Raw genomic sequence first — 22500 nt, forward strand, 5'->3', positions numbered from 1 at the left:
GCCCGGCCGCATTAGGGTCGACCGCATGAGTACGCAACTGAGCGCCGGCGGCGCCGAGGTGACGGTCGACCAGGTGAACGGCTGCCGGATCAGCAGCCTGCGCATCGACGGGACGGAGCTGCTGCGCCAAGGGCCGAGGTTCGGGGCCTTCCCGATGGTGCCCTGGTGCGGCCGGATCGCGAACGGGCAGTTCCGCGACGGCGCGACCGTCCACCAGATGCCGCTCAACCACCCGCCGCACGCGCTCCACGGCCTTGCCCGCGACGCGCCCTGGCGCCCGGCCGGAGCCACCACCACCGAGGCCGCCTTCACCTACGACCTCACCGACCCGTGGCCGTACCCCGGCCGGGTGACCCAGGTCGTCACGCTCGCCGAGGACTCGCTGACCCTGACCATGGGCGTCGAGACGTACGGGGACTCCTTCCCGGCCCAGGCCGGCTGGCACCCCTGGTTCCTGCGCAACCTCGGGGCCGGCGGCCCGGACGTGGAGGTCGCCTTCGACCCCGAGTGGCAGGAAGAGCGCGGCGCCGACCACCTCCCCACCGGCAACCGCATCGACCCCAAGCCCGGCCCCTGGGACGACTGCTTCGGCATGCCGCACGGCGTCGACGTCACCCTCACCTGGCCCGGGGCCCTCGAAGTACGGGTCACCAGCCGCGCCGAATGGGTGGTCATCTACGACGAGGAGTCCGAGGCCGTCTGCGTGGAGCCGCAGTCGGGCCCGCCGAACGGCCTGACCACCCTCCCGCGCCTGGTCACCCCGGTGGATCCGCTGGAGGTCTCCACGACCTGGACGTGGCGGCGGCTCGGTTAGGGGGTGTCGTGCCGGTCAGGCCGGGCTCGCGTCACCCGGCACGCACGCCCGCCGCGTTCTCGTCGGCCGCCGACGCTCCGCTTCGGCTCCCTCCCCGGCCTTGCGACCGCACGCACCAGGCACCGCTCCCTGATCCGCCCTGATCGACAGGACACCCCCCGGGAGGCGCCCGGGCCCTGTCGTCGAGGTCTCGCCCGGGCCGCCTCTAAGCTCAGACGCATGAGTGACGTACGCGATGCGCTTCTGCAGCAGATCAAGGACAAGGCCGTCGTGCACGGCAAGGTGATCCTCTCCTCCGGCCGCGAGGCCGACTACTACATCGACCTCCGCCGGATCACCCTCGACGGCGAGGCGGCCCCGCTGGTCGGTCAGGTCATGCTGGACCTGACCGCCGAGCTCGAATTCGACTGCGTCGGCGGTCTGACCCTGGGCGCCGACCCGGTCGCCACGTCGATGCTGCACGCCTCCGCGGCGCGCGGTCAGCGCCTGGACGCCTTCGTCGTCCGCAAGGCGCAGAAGGCCCACGGCATGCAGCGCCGTATCGAGGGCACCGACGTGAAGGGCAAGCGCTGCCTGGTGGTCGAGGACACCTCGACCACCGGCGGCTCCCCGCTGACCGCCGTCGAGGCGGTCCGCGAGGCCGGCGGCGAGGTCGTCGCCGTCGCCACGATCGTCGACCGTGGTGCGGCCGACGCGATCGCCGAGGCCGGCCTGCCCTACCTCACCGGATACCTCCTTGAGGACCTCGGCCTGTCCTAGGGCGGCCCAGCGCGCCCTGACCTGCCCTTTTCCGGGCGCCCGGGATGTTTCACGTGAAACGTCCCGGGCCGTTCGCCCTTCCCGTGAGACCGGCGGTCTGGACCCCCGCGCCGAGTCTGGAAAGATAGGCGCGACGATGACGTCGCCCCCAGGTCAGGGCCCGTAATAAGCACACTCCCCGCACATCCAAGGAGCGGACAGATGCCCATCGCAACCCCCGAGGTCTACAACGAGATGCTCGACCGGGCGAAGGCAGGCAAGTTCGCCTACCCGGCCATCAACGTGACCTCCTCCCAGACCCTGCACGCTGCCCTGCGCGGCTTCGCGGAGGCCGAGAGCGACGGCATCATCCAGATCTCCACCGGTGGTGCGGAGTTCCTGGGTGGCCAGCACAACAAGGACATGGTCACCGGCGCGGTCGCCCTGGCCGAGTTCGCGCACATCGTGGCCGCCAAGTACGACATCACGGTCGCCCTGCACACGGACCACTGCCCCAAGGACAAGCTGGACGGTTACGTACGTCCGCTGCTCGACATCTCCGCCGAGCGCGTGGCCCGCGGCCTGAACCCGCTCTTCCAGTCGCACATGTGGGACGGCTCCGCCGAGACCCTGGCCGACAACCTGGCCATCGGCCAGGAGCTGCTCGCCAAGGCCGTCGCCGCCAAGATCATCCTTGAGGTCGAGATCACCCCGACCGGCGGCGAGGAGGACGGCGTCAGCCACGAGATCAACGACGAGCTGTACACCACCGTCGACGACGCGATCCGTACCGCCGAGGCCCTCGGCCTGGGCGAGAAGGGCCGCTACCTGCTGGCCGCGTCCTTCGGCAACGTCCACGGCGTCTACAAGCCGGGCAACGTCGTCCTGCGCCCCGAGCTCCTCAAGGACCTCCAGGCCGGTGTCGCCGAGAAGTACGGCAAGGCCTCGCCGTTCGACTTCGTCTTCCACGGCGGCTCGGGCTCCACGGCCGAGGAGATCGCCACCGCGCTGGAGAACGGCGTCGTGAAGATGAACCTCGACACCGACACCCAGTACGCCTTCACCCGCCCGGTCGTGGACCACATGTTCAGCAACTACGCCGGTGTCCTGAAGGTCGACGGCGAGGTCGGCACGAAGTCCAAGTACGACCCCCGCACCTGGGGCAAGGCCGCCGAGGCGGGCATGGCCTCGCGCGTTGCGCTCGCGTGCGCGGACCTGCGCTCCACCGGCACGAAGCTGAAGTAGTCGCCTTCGGCGAGCCGTACCGAAGGGCCCGGCCCCCGTCCCACGACGGAGGCCGGGCCCTTCGGCGTTTCCGCCGGCAGGGGTGAAGACGCCGGTGGACGGTGGCTCCACGATGGTGTGAACTGCACACGGCGGTAGGTGCCGGGGGCACGTACGGCCGACCGACCGGGGGAGCGGAGGGGGACGGATGCAGATGAGGGGCGAACGACCACAGGTGATGCAGGACCGCGCGGTTCGGACCCGCCGGGCGATCCTGGAAGCCGCCGCCGTGGTGTTCGAGAACCGGGGGTACGGCGCGGCCAAGCTGACGGAGATCGTCAAGCTCGCCAACGTCACCAAGGGTGCGCTCTACTTCCACTTCGACTCGAAGGAGGACCTGGCGCAGGCCGTGATCGATGCCCAGGTCAGCATGCACGTGCCGGTCACCCCGCAGGAGTTCAAGGCACAGGAGTTCGTCGACGTCGGCATGGTCTTCTCGCACCGCCTCCTGCACGACGTGCTGATGCGCGGCAGCGCCCGGCTCACCCTGGAGCAGAACGGCCGGGAACTGGACCGGGCGGCGCCGTACCAGGGGTGGATCGACCTGCACACCGCGTTGATGGTGGAGGCGAAGGCGCGCGGCGAACTGCTCCCGCACGTGGACCCGTCGGGGCCGTCGCGGCTGGTGGTCGGGGCCTTCGCCGGGCTCAACGTGCTGGCGCAGACCCTCGGGCTCGAACTGGACCGGGAGGTCTCGGCGCTGTACACGAGCGTGATGCCGAGCGTGGTGGTCCCGGCCGTGGCGGACCGGCTCGACACCGCCCCGGGTCGCGGCGCCAGGGTGCTGCACGGCGGGAACGAGGCCCACCGGTGCGACTGCTCGACCCCCTCCGGCCCGTCCGGCCCGTCCGGCCCCTCCGGCCCCTCCGGCCCGTCCGCCCCGGCGCCCGCAGAGCCGGTCGCCGTCGGCTGATCCCGGCCGGCCGGGGCCCCTCCGGTTCCCCCCGAAGGGGGCCGTCCACCCCCGCGTACCGGATCGCGACGCACCACCGCTCGGCCCGGCGGCAGCGGCCCGGCAGACTGGGGGCATGTCCATTCACCAGAACCTGCTCGGGGGCCCCGCCCCCACCCACCTGCCCGACGAGCCCGGCCGCGAGGCCATCGCCGCCGGCACCCCCGCCGTCGAGGTGGCGGCCGCGCACCCCACGTCGTCCCTCGCCTGGGCGATCCTCGCCGACGAGGCCTTCGCCGCCGGCAGCACGGTCGAGTCGTACGCCTACGCCCGTACGGGCTACCACCGCGGCCTCGACGCCCTGCGCCGCGCCGGATGGAAGGGCCACGGCCCGGTGCCGTGGGAGCACGAGCCGAACCGCGGCTTCCTGCGCGCCCTGCACGCCCTGGCCCGCGCGGCCGGGGAGATCGGCGAGAAGGAGGAGTACGAGCGCTGCTCGACCTTCCTGCGCGACTCGTCCCCGACGGCGGCGGACACGCTGAGCGCCTGAGGCCGTACGGCGGGGAGTGACACGCACCGAAATTGTGTGGTCTGTGTCACTCCCCGCTGGAGCGCCGGCGCGACGGGGTCCTATGATGCGAGCAGGGGACCGGGGCTCCACTCACCTCACGGAAGGGGCGGACCGCTACCCGGAAGCACGTGTCGAGGAGACAGCGATGTCGAACACCCTTGATGCCTCCGGAGTCGGCGGGTCGGACACCCCGAACCTCGACTTCGACGGCACGACCCCGTACGAGGACTACGTCCAGGCGGACGTTCTCACCCATCTCCAGCACCTGCGCTCGGACGACCCGGGCGAGATGGTCTTCCTGGTCACGACCCAGGTCATGGAGCTGTGGTTCACGGTCATCGTCCACGAGTGGGAAACCGCCGCGAAGGCCCTGCGCGAGGACCGCATCCCGGTCGCGATGGATGCGCTGAAACGTTCCCTCCGCGAACTGGAGGCCCTCAACGCCTCCTGGCGCCCGCTCGCCCAGCTCACCCCGGGGCAGTTCAACGCCTACCGGTCCGCCCTCGGCGAAGGTTCCGGTTTCCAGTCGGCGATGTACCGCCGGATGGAGTTCCTGCTCGGCGAGAAGTCCTCCTCCATGCTGGTCCCGCACCGGGGCGCCCCGCGCGTCCACGCGGAGCTGGAGAAGGCCCTGCACGAGCCCAGCCTCTACGACGAGGTGCTGCGCCTGCTCGCCCGCCGCGGGCTCCCGGTCCCGGACGCCGTCCTGAACCGCGACCTCTCGCTGCGCTACGAGCCCTCGGCCGAGGTCGAGGCCGTGTGGACCGGCCTGTACGCCGCCCCGGACGACAGCGAGACCCTGGATCTGCACCGCCTCGGCGAGGTCCTCACCGATGTCGCCGAACTCGTCTGGCGCTGGCGCAACGACCACCTGGTCGCCACCCGCCGCGCGATGGGAGCGAAGACGGGCACGGGCGGCTCGGCCGGTGTGACCTGGCTGGAGAAGCGCGCGACGAAGAACGTCTTCCCGGAGCTCTGGACGGCCCGCAGTCATGTCTGACATCACCGCGGACACCGACCTGAAGAACCGCGCGGCCGAACTGGACGCCGCCGACGGGCTCGCGAAGCTCCGCGAGCGCTTCGTCCTCCCCGACGGGGTCGTCTACCTGGACGGGAACTCCCTCGGCGCCCTGCCGGCCGGTGTCGCGGACACCACCGCCGACGTCGTCGCCAGGCAGTGGGGCGAGCTCCTCATCCGGTCCTGGGACGAGAGCGGCTGGTGGACCGCGCCCGAGCGAATAGGCGACAAGCTCGCCCCGCTCATCGGCGCGGCCCCCGGCCAGGTGGTCGTCGGTGACTCCACCAGCGTCAACCTCTTCAAGGCCCTGGTCGGCGCCGCACGCCTCGCCGCCCCCGGCCGGACCCGGATGCTGGTCGACGCCGCCACCTTCCCCACCGACGGCTACATCGCGGAGTCGGCGGCCCGGATGACGGGCCTGACCGTCGTTCCGGTGGACCCCTCGCACGCGGCCGAGGCCATGGACGCGGACACCGCCGTGGTGCTCCTCAACCACGTCGACTACCGCAGCGGCCGGCTCCACGACCTGCCCGCCCTCACCACGGCGGCCCGCGCCGCCGGGGCGATCACGGTCTGGGACCTCTGCCACTCCGCCGGGGCCCTCCCCGTCGGCCTCGACGCGCACGCCGTCGACCTGGCGGTCGGCTGCACGTACAAGTACCTCAACGGCGGCCCCGGCTCGCCCGCGTACCTGTACATCGCGGCCCGCCACCAGGCCGGCTTCGACTCCCCGCTCCCGGGCTGGAACGGCCATGCGGATCCCTTCGCGATGACCCCGGGCTTCGAGGCGGCCGAGGGCGCGACCCGCGGGCGCGTCGGCACCCCGGACATCCTGTCCATGCTGGCGCTGGAGTCGGCGCTCGACGCCTGGGACGGGGTGTCCGTCGACGCCGTACGGGCCAAGTCCCTCGCCCTGACGGACTTCTTCCTCGCATGCGTGGCGGCGTACGTCCCGCAGGGCCGGGTCGAGTCGGTCACTCCGGCCGGGCACGAGCACCGCGGCAGCCAGATCTCGCTGCGCACCGAGAACGCCCGTGAGGTCATGGGGGAGCTCATCTCCCGGGGCGTCATCGGCGACTTCCGGGCGCCCGACGTCCTGCGCTTCGGCTTCACCCCGCTCTACGTCGGTTTCGCCGACGCCGAGCGTGCCGCACGCACACTGGGTCACATTTTCGGGTGACCCACTAGCGAAACGTCACATCACCGGGCGGGCGGGGCTACGGCTCCGTCCGCCCGGTCATATTCCGGGCACCGCACGGAACCTCCTGTTCCAGACTGATACGGTCCCGCTCTGCCCGGAACACCGGAACACCTGTCCCCGCTGTCCCACGCGTTACCGAGAGGTTGAGCCGATGACGGACCCCGCCGCAGTGGAACGGGACGCCGCCGAGGCCGCCTCGGCCTTCGCCCACCCGTCCGTCGCGCCGGACGCGACCGCCACGTACGGGGAACACCCCGACCACGTCGTCGACTTCTACGCCCCGCGCGGCGAGGCCCGGGGCCCGGCCCCGCTCGTGGTGCTGCTGCACGGGGGCGCCTGGCGGGCCCCGTACGACCGGCAGCACGTCACGCCGATCGCGGACTTCCTGGCCCGGCGGGGTTTCGCCGTCGCCAACGTCGAGTACCGGCGCGGCAGTTCCCTGCCGCACCAGAACGCCGGGGGACCGGTCGCCGGGCGCTGGCCGGAGACCTTCGACGACGTCGCCGCCGCGATGGACGCCCTCCCGGACCTCGCCGCGACCGCGCTCCCGCAGGCGGACGTCCGCCGCACGGTGGTCACCGGGCACTCCGCGGGCGGCCACCTCGCGCTGTGGGCCGCGGCCCGGCACGTGCTCCCGGCCGGCTCCCCGTGGCGGCTGCAGTCCCCGCCGATGCTGCGTGGTGTGGTGGCGCTGGCCCCGATCGCGGACTTCGCGGTGGCGCAGGAGCTGGGCGTGTGCGGCGGCGCGAGCGCGCAGCTGCTGGGCGGGGCCGACCACTGGGACGAGCGGCTGCCGTACGCCGATCCGGCGGCGCTGCTGCCGACGGGGATCGCCACGGCGGTGGTCCAGGGCCGGGACGACATCGTGGTCCCGCAGCAGGTGGCCGAGGCGTATGTGGCGGCGGCCGCGAAGGCGGGGGAGACGGTCGGGCTGACGCTGCTCGACGCGGTCGGTCACTTCCCGCTGATCGACCCGGCGGCGGACGCGTGCGCGGTGGTGGCCGAGGAGATCTCGCAGCTGGCCTGGTAGGGCACGGCGGCCCCAAAAGCATGTCAGGGGTGGCCGGATCCCTGTGTACGCTGATCACGTTTCACTCTGATCGCGTTCAAAAACAGAAAAAAATGGGGGGCCGGTGCGCAATCGCCGACTCGTAATGACCGCTGCCCTCGTGGCGGCCGGTCTCGGTGTCATGCCGGGCACGGCTTCGGCCGCCGAGGGACCGGCCGAGCCCGCAAGCCCGCCCGTCGTGGCGAAGGCCGAGGCGTCCGCGGTCCGTACGGTCGGCAGCCCTGCCGACCGTACGGTGCGCAAGGAGCAGCCCACCGGCAGGAACAAGGTCGAGTGAGCGGGGAGGGGCGGCGGGGCGGCAGGCCATAGCGAGCCGCCCCTCCTGCTCCTCCGCTTTCTCCTTTTTCTCCTGTTGCGGTGCCGGCTCTGAAGGGGCATTGGGCGCACTGTCGGACAGAATCACGCCAACTCCCGGTGTTCGTGCGGAAATTCGCTGATCGTTCGATGAGGATCTGTGTACTCTGGAGCCTCAATACTGAGCACGTTCAAAAATGGGGGGGCCGGTGCGCAGTCGCCGTCTCGTAATTTCCGTTGCCGTCATCGCGGCCACGATCGGTCTCGTTCCGGGTATGGCCCAGGCGGCCGAGCCCGTCTCGCCGCCGCCCGCCGCGGCGCCGAACCTCGACCTCGGCAAGTCCGCAGCGTCGAACTTCAAGACCTTCAAGAGCCCGGCCGAGAAGTCGGTCCGCAAGACCCTGCCGGCAGCCAAGGGGAAGGCTGCCGCCGCTGCGGGTAACCCGGACCTGAACATGGTCCTGACGGCCACGAGCACCAGCGCCCACGGGCTGGAGCTGGTGACCGACCTGATCAGCGAGACCGCGTCGCTGAGCGTCACCGTCGAGTGGGGCGACGGGAAGAAGGACGTCGTCGCCGCCTCGGGGGCCGGCGAGCTGACGCACAGGCACGCGTACGCCGAGCTCGGCGAGTACGACGTCAAGGTCACGGTGACGGACGCCGCTAACGGGGTCCAGGTCGTCAACGAACTCCCGTACGGCACCGCGGGTTCGGAGTTCACCCCGGTCGCGCCCACGCGTCTGCTGGACACCCGGTCCGGGATCGGTGGACCCTCGGGCTACGTGCTGCCGTCCGGCACCGCCCGGGTGAAGGTCGGCGGCAACGCCGGCATCCCGGAGGGGGTCACCGCGGTCGTCCTCAACGTGACCGCCACCGAAACCAACAACTCCGGGTTCGTCACCGCCTTCCCGGAGGGCGGGGAGCGCCCGAAGACGTCGAACGTCAACTGGGAGGCCGGTCAGACCGTCCCGAACCAGGTGATCGTGCCGGTCGGCAAGAACGGCTACGTCGACCTGTACAACGCCAGCTGGGGCTCGCGCACCCACCTGATCGCCGACGTCAGCGGCTACTTCACGCCGAAGGCGTCCAGCGGTTACACCCCGATGACCCCGGCCCGCTTCGTCGACACCCGCGAGGGCCTCGGCACCTCCAGGGGCCAGCTGGGCGGCCAGGCGACCTTCAGCACGCAGATCAGCGGCCTGCGCGGCGTGCCCCAGGGCACCACCGCCGTCGCGCTGAACGTCACCGTCACCAACCCCGGGCGCTACGGTCACCTGACCGTCTTCCCGAGCGGGCAGACGGCGCCGGACACCTCCAGCCTGAACTTCGGTGCCGGTCAGACCATCGCCAACTCGGTGATCGTGCCCGTCGGCAAGGACGGCAAGATCAGCTTCCGCAACGGTGCCTACGCCGGGGCGGACGTCGTCGTCGACGTGGTCGGCTACTACAGCCCGGACAGCAAGGGTGCGTTCGTCCCGGTCGCCCCCTTCCGCCGGCTGGACACCCGTGAGGCCCAGGACCCGTACCACGGTGTGATCCCCGGCGGTTACTACAAGCCCGTCGTGTTCTCCCCCCGGCCCGAGGACGACGGTGTCTCGGGCTACGTGCTGAACGCCACGGTCACCAACACCGGCAACACCGGATTCCTCTCGGTGGCCCCGGACCCGAACTCGCTGGACGACTACAACAACGGCACGGCCGAGCCGGCCGAAGCTCCCGGTTCCTCCACCCTGAACTGGCTGGGCAAGGGCCGGACCGTCGCGAACCTGGTCCAGGCCAGCTCCGGCGAGAACGGCATCGTCGACTTCTTCAACCAGAGCTGGGAGGAGTGGGCGACCACCGACCTGGTCGTCGACGTCTTCGGCTACTACGAGACCAACTAGTGCGCGTCGGACGCCCCGGGATCCGCTTCCGGGGCGTCCGCCGTCCGTCCGGTCAGCCGTCCGCCGTCCGTCCGGCTATCCGTCCGGTTCGGTCCGGCGGTCCGGTTTGCCCGGGGCCAGGTGGTCCACCAGGTCTGCGAGGTCCTCGCAGACCTGCTCGATCTTCAGGCGGACGTTGTTCTGCTCGGTGACCAGGGCCGACAGCAGCAGCCCGGTCAGGGCCGCCGCGCCGTTGAGGGCCTGGAGATTGATCATGATCTCGAGCAGGCTGCGGTCGGCGAACGGCCCTTCGCGGTCGATCGCCGCCGAGATCGTCAGGACCGACACCAGCAGGGTGCACGGAGCGCTCCCGGCGAGCTGGAAGCGTACGGCCGCCCAGATGATCAGCGGGAAGACCAGGAACAGCAGCGAGAGCGGGGTCCTGGTGGCCACGAGGGTGACGGCGACGGCGCAGACCAGCAGGGCCACCGCCTCCACCGCCCGGTAGCCGTCCCGGTGCCGCCGGACCGCCACGACCCGGCGCAGGACGAGCAGCAGCGGTGTCACCACGATCACGCCCATCGCGTCCCCGGCCCACCAGGCCGCCCAGACCGGCCAGAACTGCGCCGTCGGCAGCTTCCCGGTGAGCACCAGCGTCCAGGTCCCGATCGTCGCGCTGATCAGCATCGGCAGCAGACCGCCCAGGAAGACCAGCGCGAGCGCGTCCCGCAGCCGGTCCAGCTCGGTACGGAAGCCGGCCCATCGCAGCAGCAGGTACGCGCACACCATCGCGAGGGTGTTCCCCGCGACGATCCCGAGGCCGGACAGCTCGAAATCGCTGATCCGCTCGATGGCCAGGTACGTACCGAGCGCGATCCCCGGCCACACCCGCAGGCCCAGCCAGAGCAGGGAAGCCAGTGCGATGCCGGTCGGCAGCCACAGCGGCGTGACCTCGGCGCCGTCGACGACCACGCGCTGGAGGAGGCCGATCCGTCCGCCCGCGTAGTAGGCGAGCGCGACGGCGAGGATCGGTGGAAGAGCTGCGGGCAGACGTCGCCATCCCTCGGTGCGCACCACAGCATCAGACAACAGCCCGGCCCCGGGGCGGGCCGTGACACGCGCTACCGGGGTCCCGCGGCGTCGTGACTCAGGACGAGCACGGCGGCGTCGTCGGCGTGGCCGGTGGAGTCGGCCACCTTCATCACCTCGGCGGCCAGCTCGCCCGGATCGGCGCCCGCCGCCTCCCGGACGACCTTGGCCACCCGCTCCAGCCCCACCTCGATCGGGAACTTCGGGCCCTCGACCACGCCGTCGGTGAGCAGGACGATCGAGCCCGCCTTCGTCAGCCGGCGCCGGGTCACCGCGTACCCCGCCCCCGGCATCAGGTTCAGCGGCAGGCCGCCGTCGTCCTCGGCTATGCCGTACTCGCCGTCGACGGTCGCCCAGATCGCCGGGACGTGGCCGGCCCGGGCCGTCTCCAGCTCCCGAGTCTGCGGATCGAAGCGGAGCAGACTGCAGGTCGCGAAGAGATCGCGGTCCATGGAGAGCAGCACCTCGTTGGCCCGGCTCAGCACCTCGCCCGGATCGACGACGACGGCGGCCACGGCGCGCAGACAGATCCGCACCTGCCCCATGAAGGCGGCCGCCTCCACGTCGTGCCCCTGGACGTCACCGATGCAGAAGGCGAGCGCGCCCCCGGGCAGCCGGAAGCCGTCGTACCAGTCGCCGCCGATGTCCAGGCCGTGCCGGGCGGGCGCGTACCGGGCGGCGGTCCGCAGGCCCGGCAGGGCGGGCAGCGAGGCGGGCAGCATCTCGCTCTGCAGCGCCTCGGCCAGGTCCACCCGGGCCTGCTGCAGCTCCACCCCGCGACGCGCCTGGTCGGCGAGCCGCCCGAGTGTGCTGAGCAGGTCGGCGCTGGCCACGCGCGGGGCACGGCGAGGACTCACGGAACGCTCCGAGGTGCATCCATCCGTCCCTGCTTCCGCTGCGCGCACAGCCCGTGCACATCATATTTCCGCCCACCCGGAACCCGCCCCCCGAGACGGTGCCCTCAGCCGGGAACGCCGAAGGGGCGGCGGGCGCGGTGGCGCCTGCCGCCCCTTCGGGCCCGTGGCCTAGAGGAACGAGTTGATCTCGATCGTCTCGGTACGGCCGGGGCCGACGCCGATCGCGGAGATCGGGGCGCCCGACATCTCCTCCAGGGCCTTGACGTACGCCCGGGCGTTCGCCGGGAGCTCGTCGAAGGTCTTGGCCTTGGTGATGTCCTCGGACCAGCCGGGGAGGTATTCGTAGATCGGCTTCGCGTGGTGGAAGTCCGTCTGCGAGTACGGCAGCTCCTCGACGCGCTTGCCGTCGATCTCGTACGCGACGCAGACCGGGATCTGCTCCCAGCCGGTCAGTACGTCCAGCTTCGTCAGGAAGAAGTCGGTGAGGCCGTTCACACGGGTGGCGTAACGTGCGATCGGCGCGTCGAACCAGCCGCAGCGGCGGTCACGTCCGGTGGTCACGCCGCGCTCGCCGCCGATGCGGCGCAGGTCCTCGCCGTCCTGGTCGAACAGCTCGGTCGGGAACGGGCCCGCGCCGACGCGGGTCGTGTAGGCCTTGAGGATGCCGATGACACGGCTGATCTTCGTCGGGCCCACGCCGGTGCCGGTGCAGGCGCCGCCGGCGGTCGGGTTCGACGAGGTGACGAAGGGATAGGTGCCGTGGTCGACGTCGAGCAGGGTGCCCTGTCCGCCCTCGAACAGCACGACCTTGTCCTCGTCCAGCGCGTTGTTGAGGATCAGGGTGGTGTCGGCGACGTACGGCTTGATCTGCTCCGCGTACTGGAGCATCTCCTCGACGATCTGGGCGGCGTCGATCGCGCGGCGGTTGTAGAGCTTCGCGAGGAGCTGGTTCTTGCCCTCCAGCGCCGCCTCCACCTTCTGGATGAGGATCGACTCGTCGTAGAGGTCCTGGACGCGGATGCCGATGCGGTTGATCTTGTCCGCGTACGTCGGGCCGATGCCGCGACCGGTCGTACCGATCTTGCGCTTGCCGAGGAAACGCTCGCCGACCTTGTCGAGCGTCACGTTGTACGGCGTGATCAGGTGCGCGTTGCCGCTGAGGAGCAGCTTGGAGGTGTCGATGCCGCGCTCGTTCAGGCCGCGCAGCTCGGAGAGCAGGACGGCCGGGTCGACGACGACGCCGTTACCGATGACCGGGGTGCATCCGGGGGAGAGGATGCCGGAAGGGAGAAGGTGCAGCGCGTACTTCTGGTCGCCTACGACGACCGTGTGGCCGGCATTGTTGCCGCCCTGGTAGCGCACTACATAGTCAACGGATCCACCGAGCAGGTCGGTGGCCTTTCCCTTGCCCTCGTCACCCCACTGAGCTCCGAGCAGCACAAGAGCGGGCACAGGCGTACACCTCTTCCGGATGGGGCATGTCCAAGGTCAGGGGGCGTACGACGATGTACACCGCAGGCTGAGCCGTCGGACCGGTACCCCGGAATAGACGAAGGCCCTGGCGCAATAGCGCAAGGGCCTCTTGCACAAAGATGCTACCCGAGGAAGGACCGAGGTGTCGGCTCCAGAGCCCACCATGAGCCATGCGGGCGCGCCGGTAGGCGGCCTGCTCGTGCTCGTCGACCCGGTCGCCCGCCGTCTTGACGGCGAGTCCGTGCGGATCGCGAAGGATGTGTTGTCAGCGGGCGCGGCAGCGAAAATCTGCCTCCCGGATTCGCAGGAGGAATTTGCGCGGGCTCTTGCCCGCCGCGGTCATCGGCGGCTGGTGATCGTCGGTGACGACCGGGCCCTGGTGCGCACCGTGGGGCTGCTGCACCGGGAGCGGGGGCTCGCGGAGGGCCCCCTGGCGCTGGTGCCGGTGGGTCCGGTGGGGTCGCTGGGCCTGGCCAGGTCCCTCGGCGTGCCGCTTTCGGCCGTTCCGGCGGCCCGGGCGGTGCTCGACGGGGCGGTGCGGAGCTGCGACCTGCTCGTCGACGACAGCGACGGGGTGGTGCTCGGCGCGCTGCGGATCCCGCCGGTGCACGGGGTCGCGCGGCCCGCCGGGCCGTCGGTGTGGAGCGCGTACCGCTCGCTGGTCCGGACGCTGGTCCGCCCGGTGGCGGCGGCCGGCGGTGCGGGCACGGCCCGGCACCGGCTGCGGGTCGAGGCCGACGGGGTGCTGCTGGCGGACGTGGACCAGCCGGTGCAGGACGTTGCGGTTCGCACCCGGGACGACGGCGGTCCGGCGGAGGTCGTGGTCCGGACGGGCGGCGGTTCCGCCGATGCGACGGTGACGGTCCGGGCGAAGACGGTGACGGTGTCGGGCGCGGATTTCCGCTACCGCGCCGATGCGGCGATGACCGGACCGGTCCGCCGCCGTACGTGGACCCTCCGTCCCGGGGCATGGACGCTGACCGTGCCCCGGTGACCACACCGGGTGACCCGGGGCGGCCGGAGGCCCCGGCGCTGCGGGACGCGCTGGGCGACTGGCGGCGCGACGCGCTGCTGCTGTGCCTGCTCCCGGTGTTCTGCTGGCCGGTGGTGGTCGCGGCCGTCCTCGGTCCCGGCCGGCCGCCGGTGCCGGTGCCGGTGGCGACCCTGGGCGCGGTGCTGGGCCCGGCGCTGCTCGGAGCGCGGGAACTGCTCGCCGCCCGGCGGGTCCGGCGCGTGCTGCGGGACCCCGCCGTGCGCTGGACCCCGTACGAGGCCGTGGTGGTCCGTGCCGGGTGGCGCCCGCCGGTGCTGGTGCTGGCCGGCGGGCGGCACGTACTGACCCTGGGCCCGCTGGGCCGGCGGGCACTGCCGCCGCGGCCGTGGCCCCGTACGGCCACCGCCCCGGACGCGCAGGTGGTGCGGCTCGCGGGCGACCCGGCCGCGGGCGGGGCCCTGTGGGTCCCCTACTCCGGCCGGCTGGGCTACGCGCGGCCCGCGCGCCGGGCGACGGCGGTCAGGCGCCGACGTACGCCGCGAGGTGCTCGCCCGTGAGGGTGGAACGGTCCGCCACGAGGTCGGCGGGGGTGCCCTCGAAGACGATCCGGCCGCCGTCGTGACCGGCGCCGGGACCGAGGTCGATGATCCAGTCGGCGTGCGCCATGACGGCCTGGTGGTGCTCGATGACGATGACCGACTTCCCGGAGTCGACCAGCCGGTCGAGCAGGCCGAGGAGCTGTTCCACGTCGGCGAGGTGCAGGCCGGTGGTCGGCTCGTCGAGCACGTAGACGCCGCCCTTCTCCGCCATGTGCGTGGCCAGCTTGAGCCGCTGCCGCTCGCCGCCGGAGAGCGTGGTGAGCGGCTGGCCGAGGCTGAGGTAGCCGAGCCCGACGTCGGCGAGCCGGGTGAGGATGCGGTGCGCGGCCGGCGTGTGCGCCTCGCCCGCGCCGAAGAACTCCTCGGCCTCGGTCACCGACATCGCGAGTACCTCGCTGATGTCGCGGCCGCCGAGGTGGTACTCCAGGACCGACGCCTCGAACCGCTTGCCCTCGCACTCCTCGCAGGTGGTCGTGACCCCGGCCATCATCGCCAGGTCGGTGAAGATGACGCCGGCGCCGTTGCAGTTGGGGCAGGCACCCTCGGAGTTGGCGCTGAACAGTGCCGGCTTCACCCCGTTGACCTTGGCGAACGCCTTGCGGATCGGGTCGAGCAGTCCGGTGTACGTCGCCGGGTTGCTGCGCCGCGAGCCGCGGATCGCGGCCTGGTCGATCGAGACCACGTCCGCGTCGGGGGAGAGCGACTTGTGCAGCAGGGAGCTCTTGCCGGAACCGGCGACGCCGGTGACGACCGTGAGCACGCCGAGCGGGATGTCGACGTCGACGTCGCGCAGGTTGTTCGCACTCGCCCCGCGGATCTCCAGCGCGCCGGTGGACTCGCGGACCGACGCCTTGAGCTTGGCCCGGTCGTCGAGGTGGCGGCCCGTGATGGTGCCGGCGGAGCGCAGCCCCTCGACGGTGCCCTCGTAGCAGACGGTGCCGCCCGCGGTGCCCGCGCCGGGGCCGATGTCGACGACGTGGTCGGCGATCGCGATGGTCTCCGGCTTGTGCTCCACGACGAGCACCGTGTTGCCCTTGTCGCGCAGCCGCAGCAGGAGGTCGTTCATGCGCTGGATGTCGTGCGGGTGCAGGCCGATGGTGGGCTCGTCGAAGACGTAGGTGACATCGGTGAGCGAGGAGCCGAGGTGGCGGATCATCTTGACGCGCTGCGCCTCGCCGCCCGACAGCGTGCCCGAGGCCCGGTCGAGGGAGAGGTAGCCGAGGCCGATCTCGACGAAGGAGTCGAGGGTGAGCCGGAGCGCGGCGAGCAGCGGGGCCACCGAGGGCTCGGTGAGGCCGCGGACCCACTCGGCCAGGTCGCTGATCTGCATCGTGCAGGCGTCGGCGATGCTGATCTTCTTGATCTTCGACGACCGGGCGCCCTCGCTGAGGCGGCTGCCCTCGCACTCGGGGCAGACGGTGAAGGTGACCGCCCGTTCCACGAAGGCCCGGATGTGGGGCTGCATCGCCTCCTTGTCCTTGGACAGGAAGGACTTCTGGATCTTGGGGATGAGGCCCTCGTAGGTGAGGTTGACGCCCTCGACCTTCACCTTGGTGGGCTCCCGGTAGAGGAAGTCCTGCATCTCCTTCTTGGTGAACTTGCGGATCGGCTTGTCCGGGTCGAGGAAGCCCGACTCGGCGTAGACCCGCACGGTCCAGAAGCTGTCGGACTTCCAGCCGGGGATGGTGAACGCGCCCTCGGCGAGCGACTTGGAGTCGTCGTAGAGCTGGGTGAGGTCGATGTCGGAGACCGAGCCCCGGCCTTCGCAGCGCACGCACATGCCGCCGGTGCGGGAGAAGGTCGCCTTGACCGTCCTGGTCTTGTCGGCGCCGCGCTCGACCGTGATTCCGCCGCTCCCCCGGACCGAGGCGACGTTGAAGGAGTACGCGCTGGGCGGGCCGATGTGGGGCTTGCCGAGGCGGCTGAAGAGGATGCGGAGCATCGCGTTGGCGTCGGTGGCGGTGCCGACGGTGGAGCGGGGGTCGCCGCCCATACGCTGCTGGTCGACGGTGATCGCGGTGGTCAGCCCGTCCAGTACGTCGACCTCGGGGCGGGCCAGCGTCGGCATGAAGCCCTGGACGAAGGTGCTGTAGGTCTCGTTGATCATCCGCTGGGATTCTGCGGCGATCGTGTCGAACACCAGCGAGCTCTTGCCCGAACCGGAGACTCCGGTGAACACCGTCAGCCGGCGCTTGGGGAGCTCGATGCTGACGTCCTTGAGGTTGTTCACGCGTGCGCCGTGCACGCGGATCAGACCGTGGCTGTCGGCAGCGTGCGGCACGGACGCGTTCGAGGCGCTCGACGCGTTCGAGGCGCTCGACGCGTTCGGTGCGGGCGACCGGGGGTCCGGCTTGGCGGCCCTGCTCATCGTGTCTCCATCTCTCGGGCGGGCCGCCTGCGCGGACTCCTGCGGCAGTCGGTCCTCAGTGCTTGCGGGGCTGGTTGAAGCGGAGCATGTTGCCGGCCGGGTCGCGGAAGGCGCAGTCGCGGACGCCGTACGGCTGGTCGACCGGCTCCTGCAGCACCTCCCCGCCGGCGGCCCGGATGCGCTCGAAGGTGGCGTCGACGTCGTCGGTGGAGAAGATCACGCCGCGCAGCATGCCCTTGGCCAGCAGCTCCGCCACCGCCTGACGGTCGGCCGGCGAGGCATTGGGGTCGGCGAGCGGCGGCTCGAGGACGATCTCCACGTCCGGCTGCGCGGGCGAGCCGACGGTCACCCAGCGCATCCCCTCGAACCCGACGTCGTTGCGTACCTCCAGGCCGAGGACGTCGCGGTAGAACGCGAGCGCCTTGTCGTGGTCGTCGACTGCGATGAAGCACTGAGAGAGGTTGATGTCCATGACGTCGACGCTACGAGGAGGGCGCGGATTTCGCTTCTCCGATCCTGACCGGTCGCGTGAAGACCTTGGCGACGCACGCCGGGATCTGCGCGCCGTCGTCGTGGCTGCGGGCCCGGTAGGCGCTGGGGGTCTCGCCGACGAGCTCGGTGAAGCGCGAGCTGAAGGACCCCAGCGAGGTACATCCGACGGCGAAGCAGACGTCCGTGACGCTCAGGTCGCCGCGGCGCAGCAGCGCCTTCGCGCGCTCGACGCGGCGGGTCATGAGGTAGCTGTACGGGGTTTCCCCGAAGGCGGCGCGGAAGCTGCGGGAGAAGTGTCCGGCCGACATGAGGGCGACGTTCGCGAGCGCCTGAACGTCCAGCGGTTCCGCGTACTCGCGGTCCATCATGTCCCGGGCGCGGCGCAGCCGTACCAGGTCCTCCAGGTTCATGCGTTCCAGCATGGCATGCGGGCGCTGTCGCGTCTGCGGGTATCGGCGCTTCCGGATCCGCTCTTCGGGATCGGCGGGATCGGCGGGCTCGTCGAGATCGGCGGGCTTGGCGGGATCCGGCCCCGGCCCCGGCCCCGGCCTCGGCCCGGCCCGGCCCCGCCCGGCCAGGTCGGGTCAGCCGAGGCCGAGGGTGGTCTTGTGGGCCCGCCAGCGGTCCATCAGCGCCAGCATCTCGCCCTGCATGAACGCGAAGAAGGCCGCCGTCTCCGCGACGCGCGCCCCGGCGGGCGAGTCGGTGCCGAGGGTGGCCGCGCCCTCGCTCAGGGTCTTCTCCCAGAGGGTCAGGACCTGGTCGCGGCGTGTGAAGGTCTCGTACCAGAGCTCGTTGTGCAGGACGTACCGGTCGCGCCGTGAGCCCGGTTCGCGTTCGCGGCTGACCATGTTGACCTGGGTCAGATAGGACACGGCGCCCGACACCGCGGCCGGGCTGATCCGCAGCGCCTCGCCGAGCTCCGCCGAGGTCATCGCGGCCCCGTCGCTGGCCAGCAGCTGGGCGAAGACCCGCGCGGCCATCCGCTGCATGCCGGCCTCGGTCAGCTGCGCGGCGAACCGCTCGACGAAGCGGGAGACGGCCTCGCCGTCGCGTGCGCCGGTCTGCGTACCCGTGCCCTCGTTCACCATGTCATCCGCCACCCTCCCGACTTTACGCGATTCTTGAGATTCCCAATCTTCACAAGATTGTGAAAGTAACGTACCTTCGGAAGCATGACCAAGGCAATCAGCGTGGCCGGCCTTCACAAGGCGTTCGGCCGCACCTGCGCACTGGACGGACTCGACCTCTCGGTCACCACCGGCGAGGTCCACGGCTTCCTCGGCCCCAACGGCGCCGGCAAGTCCACCACCATCCGGGTCCTGCTGGGCCTGCTGCGCGCCGACTCCGGCACCGCCGAACTCCTCGGCGGCGACCCCTGGGCCGACGCGGTCCCCCTCCACCGCCGCATCGCCTACGTACCCGGGGACGTCACCCTGTGGCGCGACCTCTCCGGAGGCGAGGTCATAGACCTCTACGGACGCCTCCGCGGCGGCCTCGACCGGACCCGCCGCGCCGAGCTCGTCGAGCGGTTCGAGCTGGACCCCACCAAGAAGGGGCGTACGTACTCCAAGGGCAACCGGCAGAAGGTCGCCCTCGTCGCCGCCTTCGCCTCCGACGCCGAACTGCTCGTCCTCGACGAACCGACCTCCGGCCTCGACCCGCTGATGGAGGAGGTCTTCCAGGACTGCGTCACCGAGGCCCGCGCCGCCGGGCGCACCATCCTGCTCAGCTCGCACATCCTCAGCGAGGTCGAGACCCTCTGCGACCGCGTCAGCATCATCCGCAAGGGCCGCACCGTGGAGACCGGCACCCTCGCCGAACTCCGCCACCTCACCCGTACGTCCATCAGCGCCGAGCTCGCCGGCCCGCCGAACGGCCTCGCCCACCTGCCGGGCGTGTACGACGTGGAGGTGCAGGGGCTGAAGGTCCGCCTCCAGGCCGACACCGACAAGCTGGACGCCGTACTGCGTTCCCTCACCGCCTCCGGGGTGCGGTCGCTGACCTCCACCCCGCCCACCCTCGAAGAGCTCTTCCTGCGCCACTACACCACCGAAGAGGCGTCCCGATGACGAACCAGCTGGCGGGTACCGGGGCGCTGCTGCGGCTCGCCCTGCGCCGCGACCGCGTGATGATGCCGGTGTGGATCGCGGTCACCGCGCTCCTGGTGGTGAGCATGCCCGGCTCGCTGGGCAGTGTGTACGCCACCGCGGCCGAACGCGCCCGGGCCGCCGCCTCGATGAACGCCAACAGCTCGATGCGCGCCCTGTACGGACCGGTCTTCGGCGACTCCCTCGGCGGCCTGACCGCCTGGCGGATCGGTGTCTACGCCGCCGTCCTCGCGGCCGTGATGAGCCTGATCATCGTCGTCCGGCACACCCGCGAGGAGGAGGAGACGGGCCGTCAGGAGCTGCTCTGCGCAGCGATGGTGGGGCGGCGGGCCCCGCTGACCGCCGCCCTGCTCGCCGCCTTCGTGGCCGACGCCTGCGTGGCCCTGCTCGTCGCGGGCGGTCTCGCCGGGCAGGGCGGCCCCGGCGCGGTCGCGCTCGGCCTGGCCGTCGCGGGCACCGGCATGCTCTTCGCCTGTACGGCCGCCATCGCCGCCCAGCTGACCGAGAGTGCCCGCGCCGCCAAGGGGATGACGGCCGCCGTGCTCGGCGCCGCCTTCGTCCTGAAGGCCGCGGGCGACGCCGGTGCGGGGGGCGGGCGGTCGGCCCTGACCTGGGCCTCGCCGCTCGGCTGGGTGGAGAACGTGCGGGCCTTCGCAGTCGAACGCTGGTGGGTGCTCCTGCTGCTCGCCGCCGCCGTCGTGGTGCAGGCGGGCGCCGCATACGCCCTGGCGGGACGCCGTGACCTGGGCATGAGCTTCCTGCCGTCGCGGCCGGGGCCGGCCGAGGGGCGCCTCGGCACGGCGGGCGCACTGGCCTGGCGGCTGCAGCGCGGCAGCGTAGTGGGCTGGAGCGCGGGCTTTCTGATCGCCGGGGTCGTCTTCGGCGGGATGGCGGACGGCGCCGCGGATCTGGTCGGCGACAACGACCGGACCCGGGAGATCATCGAGCGGATGGGCGGGCAGGGCGGGTCGGGCGCGCTCACGGACGCCTTCCTCTCCACCATGGCCGGCATGTTCGGCATGGTCGCCGCCCTGTACGCCGTCTCGGCGGTACTGCGCCTGGGTGGCGAGGAGTCGGGGCAGCGCGCGGAGCCGCTGCTGGCGAACGCGGTCGGCCGGCTGCGCTGGGCCGGCGGCCATCTGGCCGTGGCCTTCGGCGGCTCGGCGCTGATCCTGCTGCTGGCGGGGCTCGGCCTCGGTCTCGGGCACGGCCGGGAGACGGGCGCGGCGATCGGGGCCACGCTCGCCCAGCTCCCGGCGGTGTGGCTGATCGGGGCGCTGGCGGCGCTGCTGTACGGCGCGGTCCCCCGTCACGCGGCGGCCGCGTGGGCGGTGGCCGGGGGAGCGCTGGCCCTGGGCTGGATCGGCCCGGCGCTGAACCTCCCGCAGGCCGTCCTGGACCTCTCGCCCTTCGCCCACCTGCCCCGGCTGCCGGGCGGGCAGGCCCTGGACTGGACCCCGCTGACGGCCCTGACCGCCCTCGCGGCGGCGCTGACGGCGGCGGGCCTGGCCGCCCTGCGCCGCCGCGACATGATCGCTTAGGCCCGACCGGCAAGACACCCCCTAGAACTCCACGAGCAGCTGCTTCAGCCCCCGGATGACGTACCCGTCCTGCCACTGCGGCTCCTCGACGAGCCGCAGTGGCGGGACTCCGTCCGCCAGCAGCGCCCCGAACGAGGCCTCCAGCTCCCGCCGCGCCAGCGGCGCCCCGAGGCAGTAGTGGATCCCCGCCCCGAACGTCAGGTGCGGATTGTCGGCCCGTACGAGGTCCAGGGTGTCGGGCTCGTCGAAGCGCGCAGGATCCCGGTTCGCGGACCCGAACAACAGTGCGACCTCGGCTCCGCGGGGGGTGACGGTGTCCCCGATCCGGACGTCGTCGAGCACCCAGCGCTCGAACATCTGGAGGGGAGTGTCGTACCGCATGAGTTCATCCACAGCTGTGGACAACTTTTCGGGATCGCGGCTCGCACGGAGCGCGGCGAGCTGCTCGGGATTGCGGAACAGCGCCCACCAGCCGTTGACGGTCGTGTTGACGGTGGCCTCGTGCCCGGCGTTCAGCAGCAGCACACAGGTGGAGATCATCTCCTGCTCGCTGAGCCGACCCTCCTCATCGTGGGCGGCGATCAGCCCGGAGATCAAATCCTCACCGGGGCGGCTGCGCCGCTCGGCGATCAGCCCGCGCAGGTACGCGCTGAACTCGACGCTCGCCCGCACCGCACGCCGCGCCGTCTCCTCGTCCGGCCGGAGCTCGAACATCCCGCAGATGTCCGCCGACCAGGGCCGCAGCGGCCCCCGGTCCGCCTCGGGCACACCCAGCAGCTCGGCGATCACCGCCACCGGCAGCGGCTCGGCGACGACGGTGAGCAGATCCCCGCCCCCGTCCGCGCGCAGCCGCCCCACCAGCTCCCCGGCCAGCCGCTGCACGGCGGGCACGAGCCGCTCCACCGTCCGCGGGGTGAAGGCCTTCGCCACCAGCCTGCGCACCCGCGCGTGCGCCGGATCCTCCAGATCCAGCAGGCCGTTGCCGTTGAGCACGTGGAAGGGCTCGTGCTCCGGCGGCGGCGCCTCCCGCCCGAACTCCTCGTGCGAGAACCGGTGGAGGTAGGTCCGCCCCAGCCGCCGGTCCCGCAGCAGCGCACTCACATCGGCGTAGTGCGGCACCAGCCACTGGCCGGTGGCCTCGCACCACACCGCCCGCCCCTGCTCCCGCAACTCCCGGTACGCCGGGTACGGATCGGCGACGAACGCGGCATCCCACGGATCAAAGCCCATCCC

The 22500-nt window shown here is 71.9% G+C and carries 22 protein-coding genes; 14 read left to right on the forward strand and 8 right to left on the reverse strand.

All coding sequences use genetic code 11. From position 1 onward, the window contains the following. The first annotated feature begins 25 nt into the window (after positions 1-25). From ACGFZK_RS17040 to ACGFZK_RS17085, 10 genes are all read left to right on the forward strand, one after another. Positions 26-814, forward strand: coding sequence for an aldose 1-epimerase (locus ACGFZK_RS17040; protein ID WP_393849661.1), 789 nt, complete (start codon positions 26-28; stop codon positions 812-814). Positions 815-1033: 219 nt separating this feature from the next. Next, positions 1034-1573, forward strand: coding sequence for an orotate phosphoribosyltransferase (gene pyrE / locus ACGFZK_RS17045; protein WP_393849662.1), 540 nt, complete (start codon positions 1034-1036; stop codon positions 1571-1573). Between the two features lie 201 nt (positions 1574-1774). Then, positions 1775-2797: a class II fructose-bisphosphate aldolase gene (gene fbaA, locus ACGFZK_RS17050; protein ID WP_393849663.1), complete on the forward strand. Its 1023-nt coding sequence runs from the start codon at positions 1775-1777 to the stop codon at positions 2795-2797. A 193-nt stretch (positions 2798-2990) separates the two neighbouring features. Beyond that, the gene (locus ACGFZK_RS17055; RefSeq protein WP_393849664.1) at positions 2991-3749 is read left to right on the forward strand and encodes a ScbR family autoregulator-binding transcription factor; all 759 of its coding nucleotides are present in this window, start codon (positions 2991-2993) and stop codon (positions 3747-3749) included. Between the two features lie 115 nt (positions 3750-3864). Then, the gene (locus ACGFZK_RS17060; RefSeq protein ID WP_393849665.1) at positions 3865-4278 is read left to right on the forward strand and encodes a DUF3151 domain-containing protein; all 414 of its coding nucleotides are present in this window, start codon (positions 3865-3867) and stop codon (positions 4276-4278) included. Between the two features lie 166 nt (positions 4279-4444). Continuing rightward, on the forward strand, positions 4445-5299 hold the full coding sequence (locus tag ACGFZK_RS17065) for a tryptophan 2,3-dioxygenase family protein (RefSeq protein WP_393849666.1): 855 nt from the start codon (positions 4445-4447) through the stop codon (positions 5297-5299). Beyond that, complete coding sequence (gene kynU / locus ACGFZK_RS17070; RefSeq protein WP_393849667.1) at positions 5292-6497, forward strand: kynureninase; 1206 nt, start codon at positions 5292-5294, stop codon at positions 6495-6497. Before ACGFZK_RS17065 ends, kynU begins: the two co-directional genes overlap by 8 nt. 172 nt (positions 6498-6669) lie before the next feature. Then, complete coding sequence (locus tag ACGFZK_RS17075) at positions 6670-7548, forward strand: alpha/beta hydrolase (protein WP_393849668.1); 879 nt, start codon at positions 6670-6672, stop codon at positions 7546-7548. Between the two features lie 124 nt (positions 7549-7672). Then, a complete protein-coding gene (locus ACGFZK_RS17080) occupies positions 7673-7864 on the forward strand; it encodes a hypothetical protein (protein ID WP_393849669.1) in 192 nt (63 codons plus the stop codon). Between the two features lie 292 nt (positions 7865-8156). Next, entirely contained in the window at positions 8157-9764 is a 1608-nt protein-coding gene (locus ACGFZK_RS17085) for a hypothetical protein (RefSeq protein ID WP_393849670.1), read from the forward strand. 75 nt (positions 9765-9839) lie between these two features. On the opposite strand, the gene ACGFZK_RS17090 is transcribed toward ACGFZK_RS17085, so the two are convergent. The 3 genes from ACGFZK_RS17090 to ACGFZK_RS17100 form a co-directional block, all read right to left on the reverse strand. Next, the gene (locus ACGFZK_RS17090; RefSeq protein WP_393849671.1) at positions 9840-10820 is read right to left on the reverse strand and encodes an MASE1 domain-containing protein; all 981 of its coding nucleotides are present in this window, start codon (positions 10818-10820) and stop codon (positions 9840-9842) included. A gap of 44 nt (positions 10821-10864) precedes the next feature. Next, positions 10865-11689, reverse strand: coding sequence for a PP2C family protein-serine/threonine phosphatase (locus ACGFZK_RS17095; RefSeq protein ID WP_393849672.1), 825 nt, complete (start codon positions 11687-11689; stop codon positions 10865-10867). A gap of 168 nt (positions 11690-11857) precedes the next feature. Then, positions 11858-13141, reverse strand: coding sequence for an adenylosuccinate synthase (locus tag ACGFZK_RS17100; protein ID WP_393849673.1), 1284 nt, complete (start codon positions 13139-13141; stop codon positions 11858-11860). A 184-nt stretch (positions 13142-13325) separates the two neighbouring features. Here ACGFZK_RS17100 and ACGFZK_RS17105 point away from each other — a divergent pair, with 184 nt between their 5' ends. Together ACGFZK_RS17105 and ACGFZK_RS17110 are read left to right on the forward strand one after the other, a co-directional pair. After that, the gene (locus ACGFZK_RS17105; RefSeq protein ID WP_393849836.1) at positions 13326-14156 is read left to right on the forward strand and encodes a diacylglycerol kinase; all 831 of its coding nucleotides are present in this window, start codon (positions 13326-13328) and stop codon (positions 14154-14156) included. Continuing rightward, positions 14153-14713 (forward strand): hypothetical protein, encoded by a 561-nt coding sequence (locus ACGFZK_RS17110; RefSeq protein WP_393849674.1) that lies wholly within the window; start codon positions 14153-14155, stop codon positions 14711-14713. The genes ACGFZK_RS17105 and ACGFZK_RS17110 overlap by 4 nt, the downstream gene beginning before the upstream one ends. On the opposite strand, the gene ACGFZK_RS17115 is transcribed toward ACGFZK_RS17110, so the two are convergent. The 4 genes from ACGFZK_RS17115 to ACGFZK_RS17130 all read right to left on the reverse strand — a co-directional run bounded on the left by ACGFZK_RS17115 (position 14676) and on the right by ACGFZK_RS17130 (position 18706). Continuing rightward, entirely contained in the window at positions 14676-17123 is a 2448-nt protein-coding gene (locus ACGFZK_RS17115) for an ATP-binding cassette domain-containing protein (protein ID WP_393849675.1), read from the reverse strand. The two genes, ACGFZK_RS17110 and ACGFZK_RS17115, sit on opposite strands and share 38 nt — an antisense overlap. Before the next feature lie 55 nt (positions 17124-17178). After that, positions 17179-17595 carry a VOC family protein gene (locus tag ACGFZK_RS17120; protein WP_393849676.1) on the reverse strand — a complete coding sequence of 139 codons (417 nt, stop codon included), beginning with the start codon at positions 17593-17595 and terminating at the stop codon, positions 17179-17181. Between the two features lie 10 nt (positions 17596-17605). After that, on the reverse strand, positions 17606-18025 hold the full coding sequence (locus tag ACGFZK_RS17125; protein WP_393849677.1) for a helix-turn-helix domain-containing protein: 420 nt from the start codon (positions 18023-18025) through the stop codon (positions 17606-17608). A 174-nt stretch (positions 18026-18199) separates the two neighbouring features. Next, positions 18200-18706 carry a GbsR/MarR family transcriptional regulator gene (locus tag ACGFZK_RS17130; protein ID WP_393849837.1) on the reverse strand — a complete coding sequence of 169 codons (507 nt, stop codon included), beginning with the start codon at positions 18704-18706 and terminating at the stop codon, positions 18200-18202. Between the two features lie 84 nt (positions 18707-18790). Between ACGFZK_RS17130 and ACGFZK_RS17135 the strand changes: the two genes are divergently transcribed. Beyond that, positions 18791-19687: an ATP-binding cassette domain-containing protein gene (locus tag ACGFZK_RS17135; RefSeq protein ID WP_393849678.1), complete on the forward strand. Its 897-nt coding sequence runs from the start codon at positions 18791-18793 to the stop codon at positions 19685-19687. Continuing rightward, a complete protein-coding gene (locus ACGFZK_RS17140) occupies positions 19684-21267 on the forward strand; it encodes an ABC transporter permease (RefSeq protein WP_393849679.1) in 1584 nt (527 codons plus the stop codon). Before ACGFZK_RS17135 ends, ACGFZK_RS17140 begins: the two co-directional genes overlap by 4 nt. A gap of 21 nt (positions 21268-21288) precedes the next feature. Here the strand turns inward: ACGFZK_RS17140 and ACGFZK_RS17145 are convergent, their stop codons facing one another. Then, a complete protein-coding gene (locus ACGFZK_RS17145; RefSeq protein WP_393849680.1) occupies positions 21289-22497 on the reverse strand; it encodes a cytochrome P450 in 1209 nt (402 codons plus the stop codon). Positions 22498-22500 lie beyond the last annotated feature (3 nt).

The sequence above is a fragment of the Streptomyces sp. NPDC048257 genome (assembly GCF_043201855.1).
In the GTDB taxonomy this organism is placed as follows: domain Bacteria; phylum Actinomycetota; class Actinomycetes; order Streptomycetales; family Streptomycetaceae; genus Streptomyces.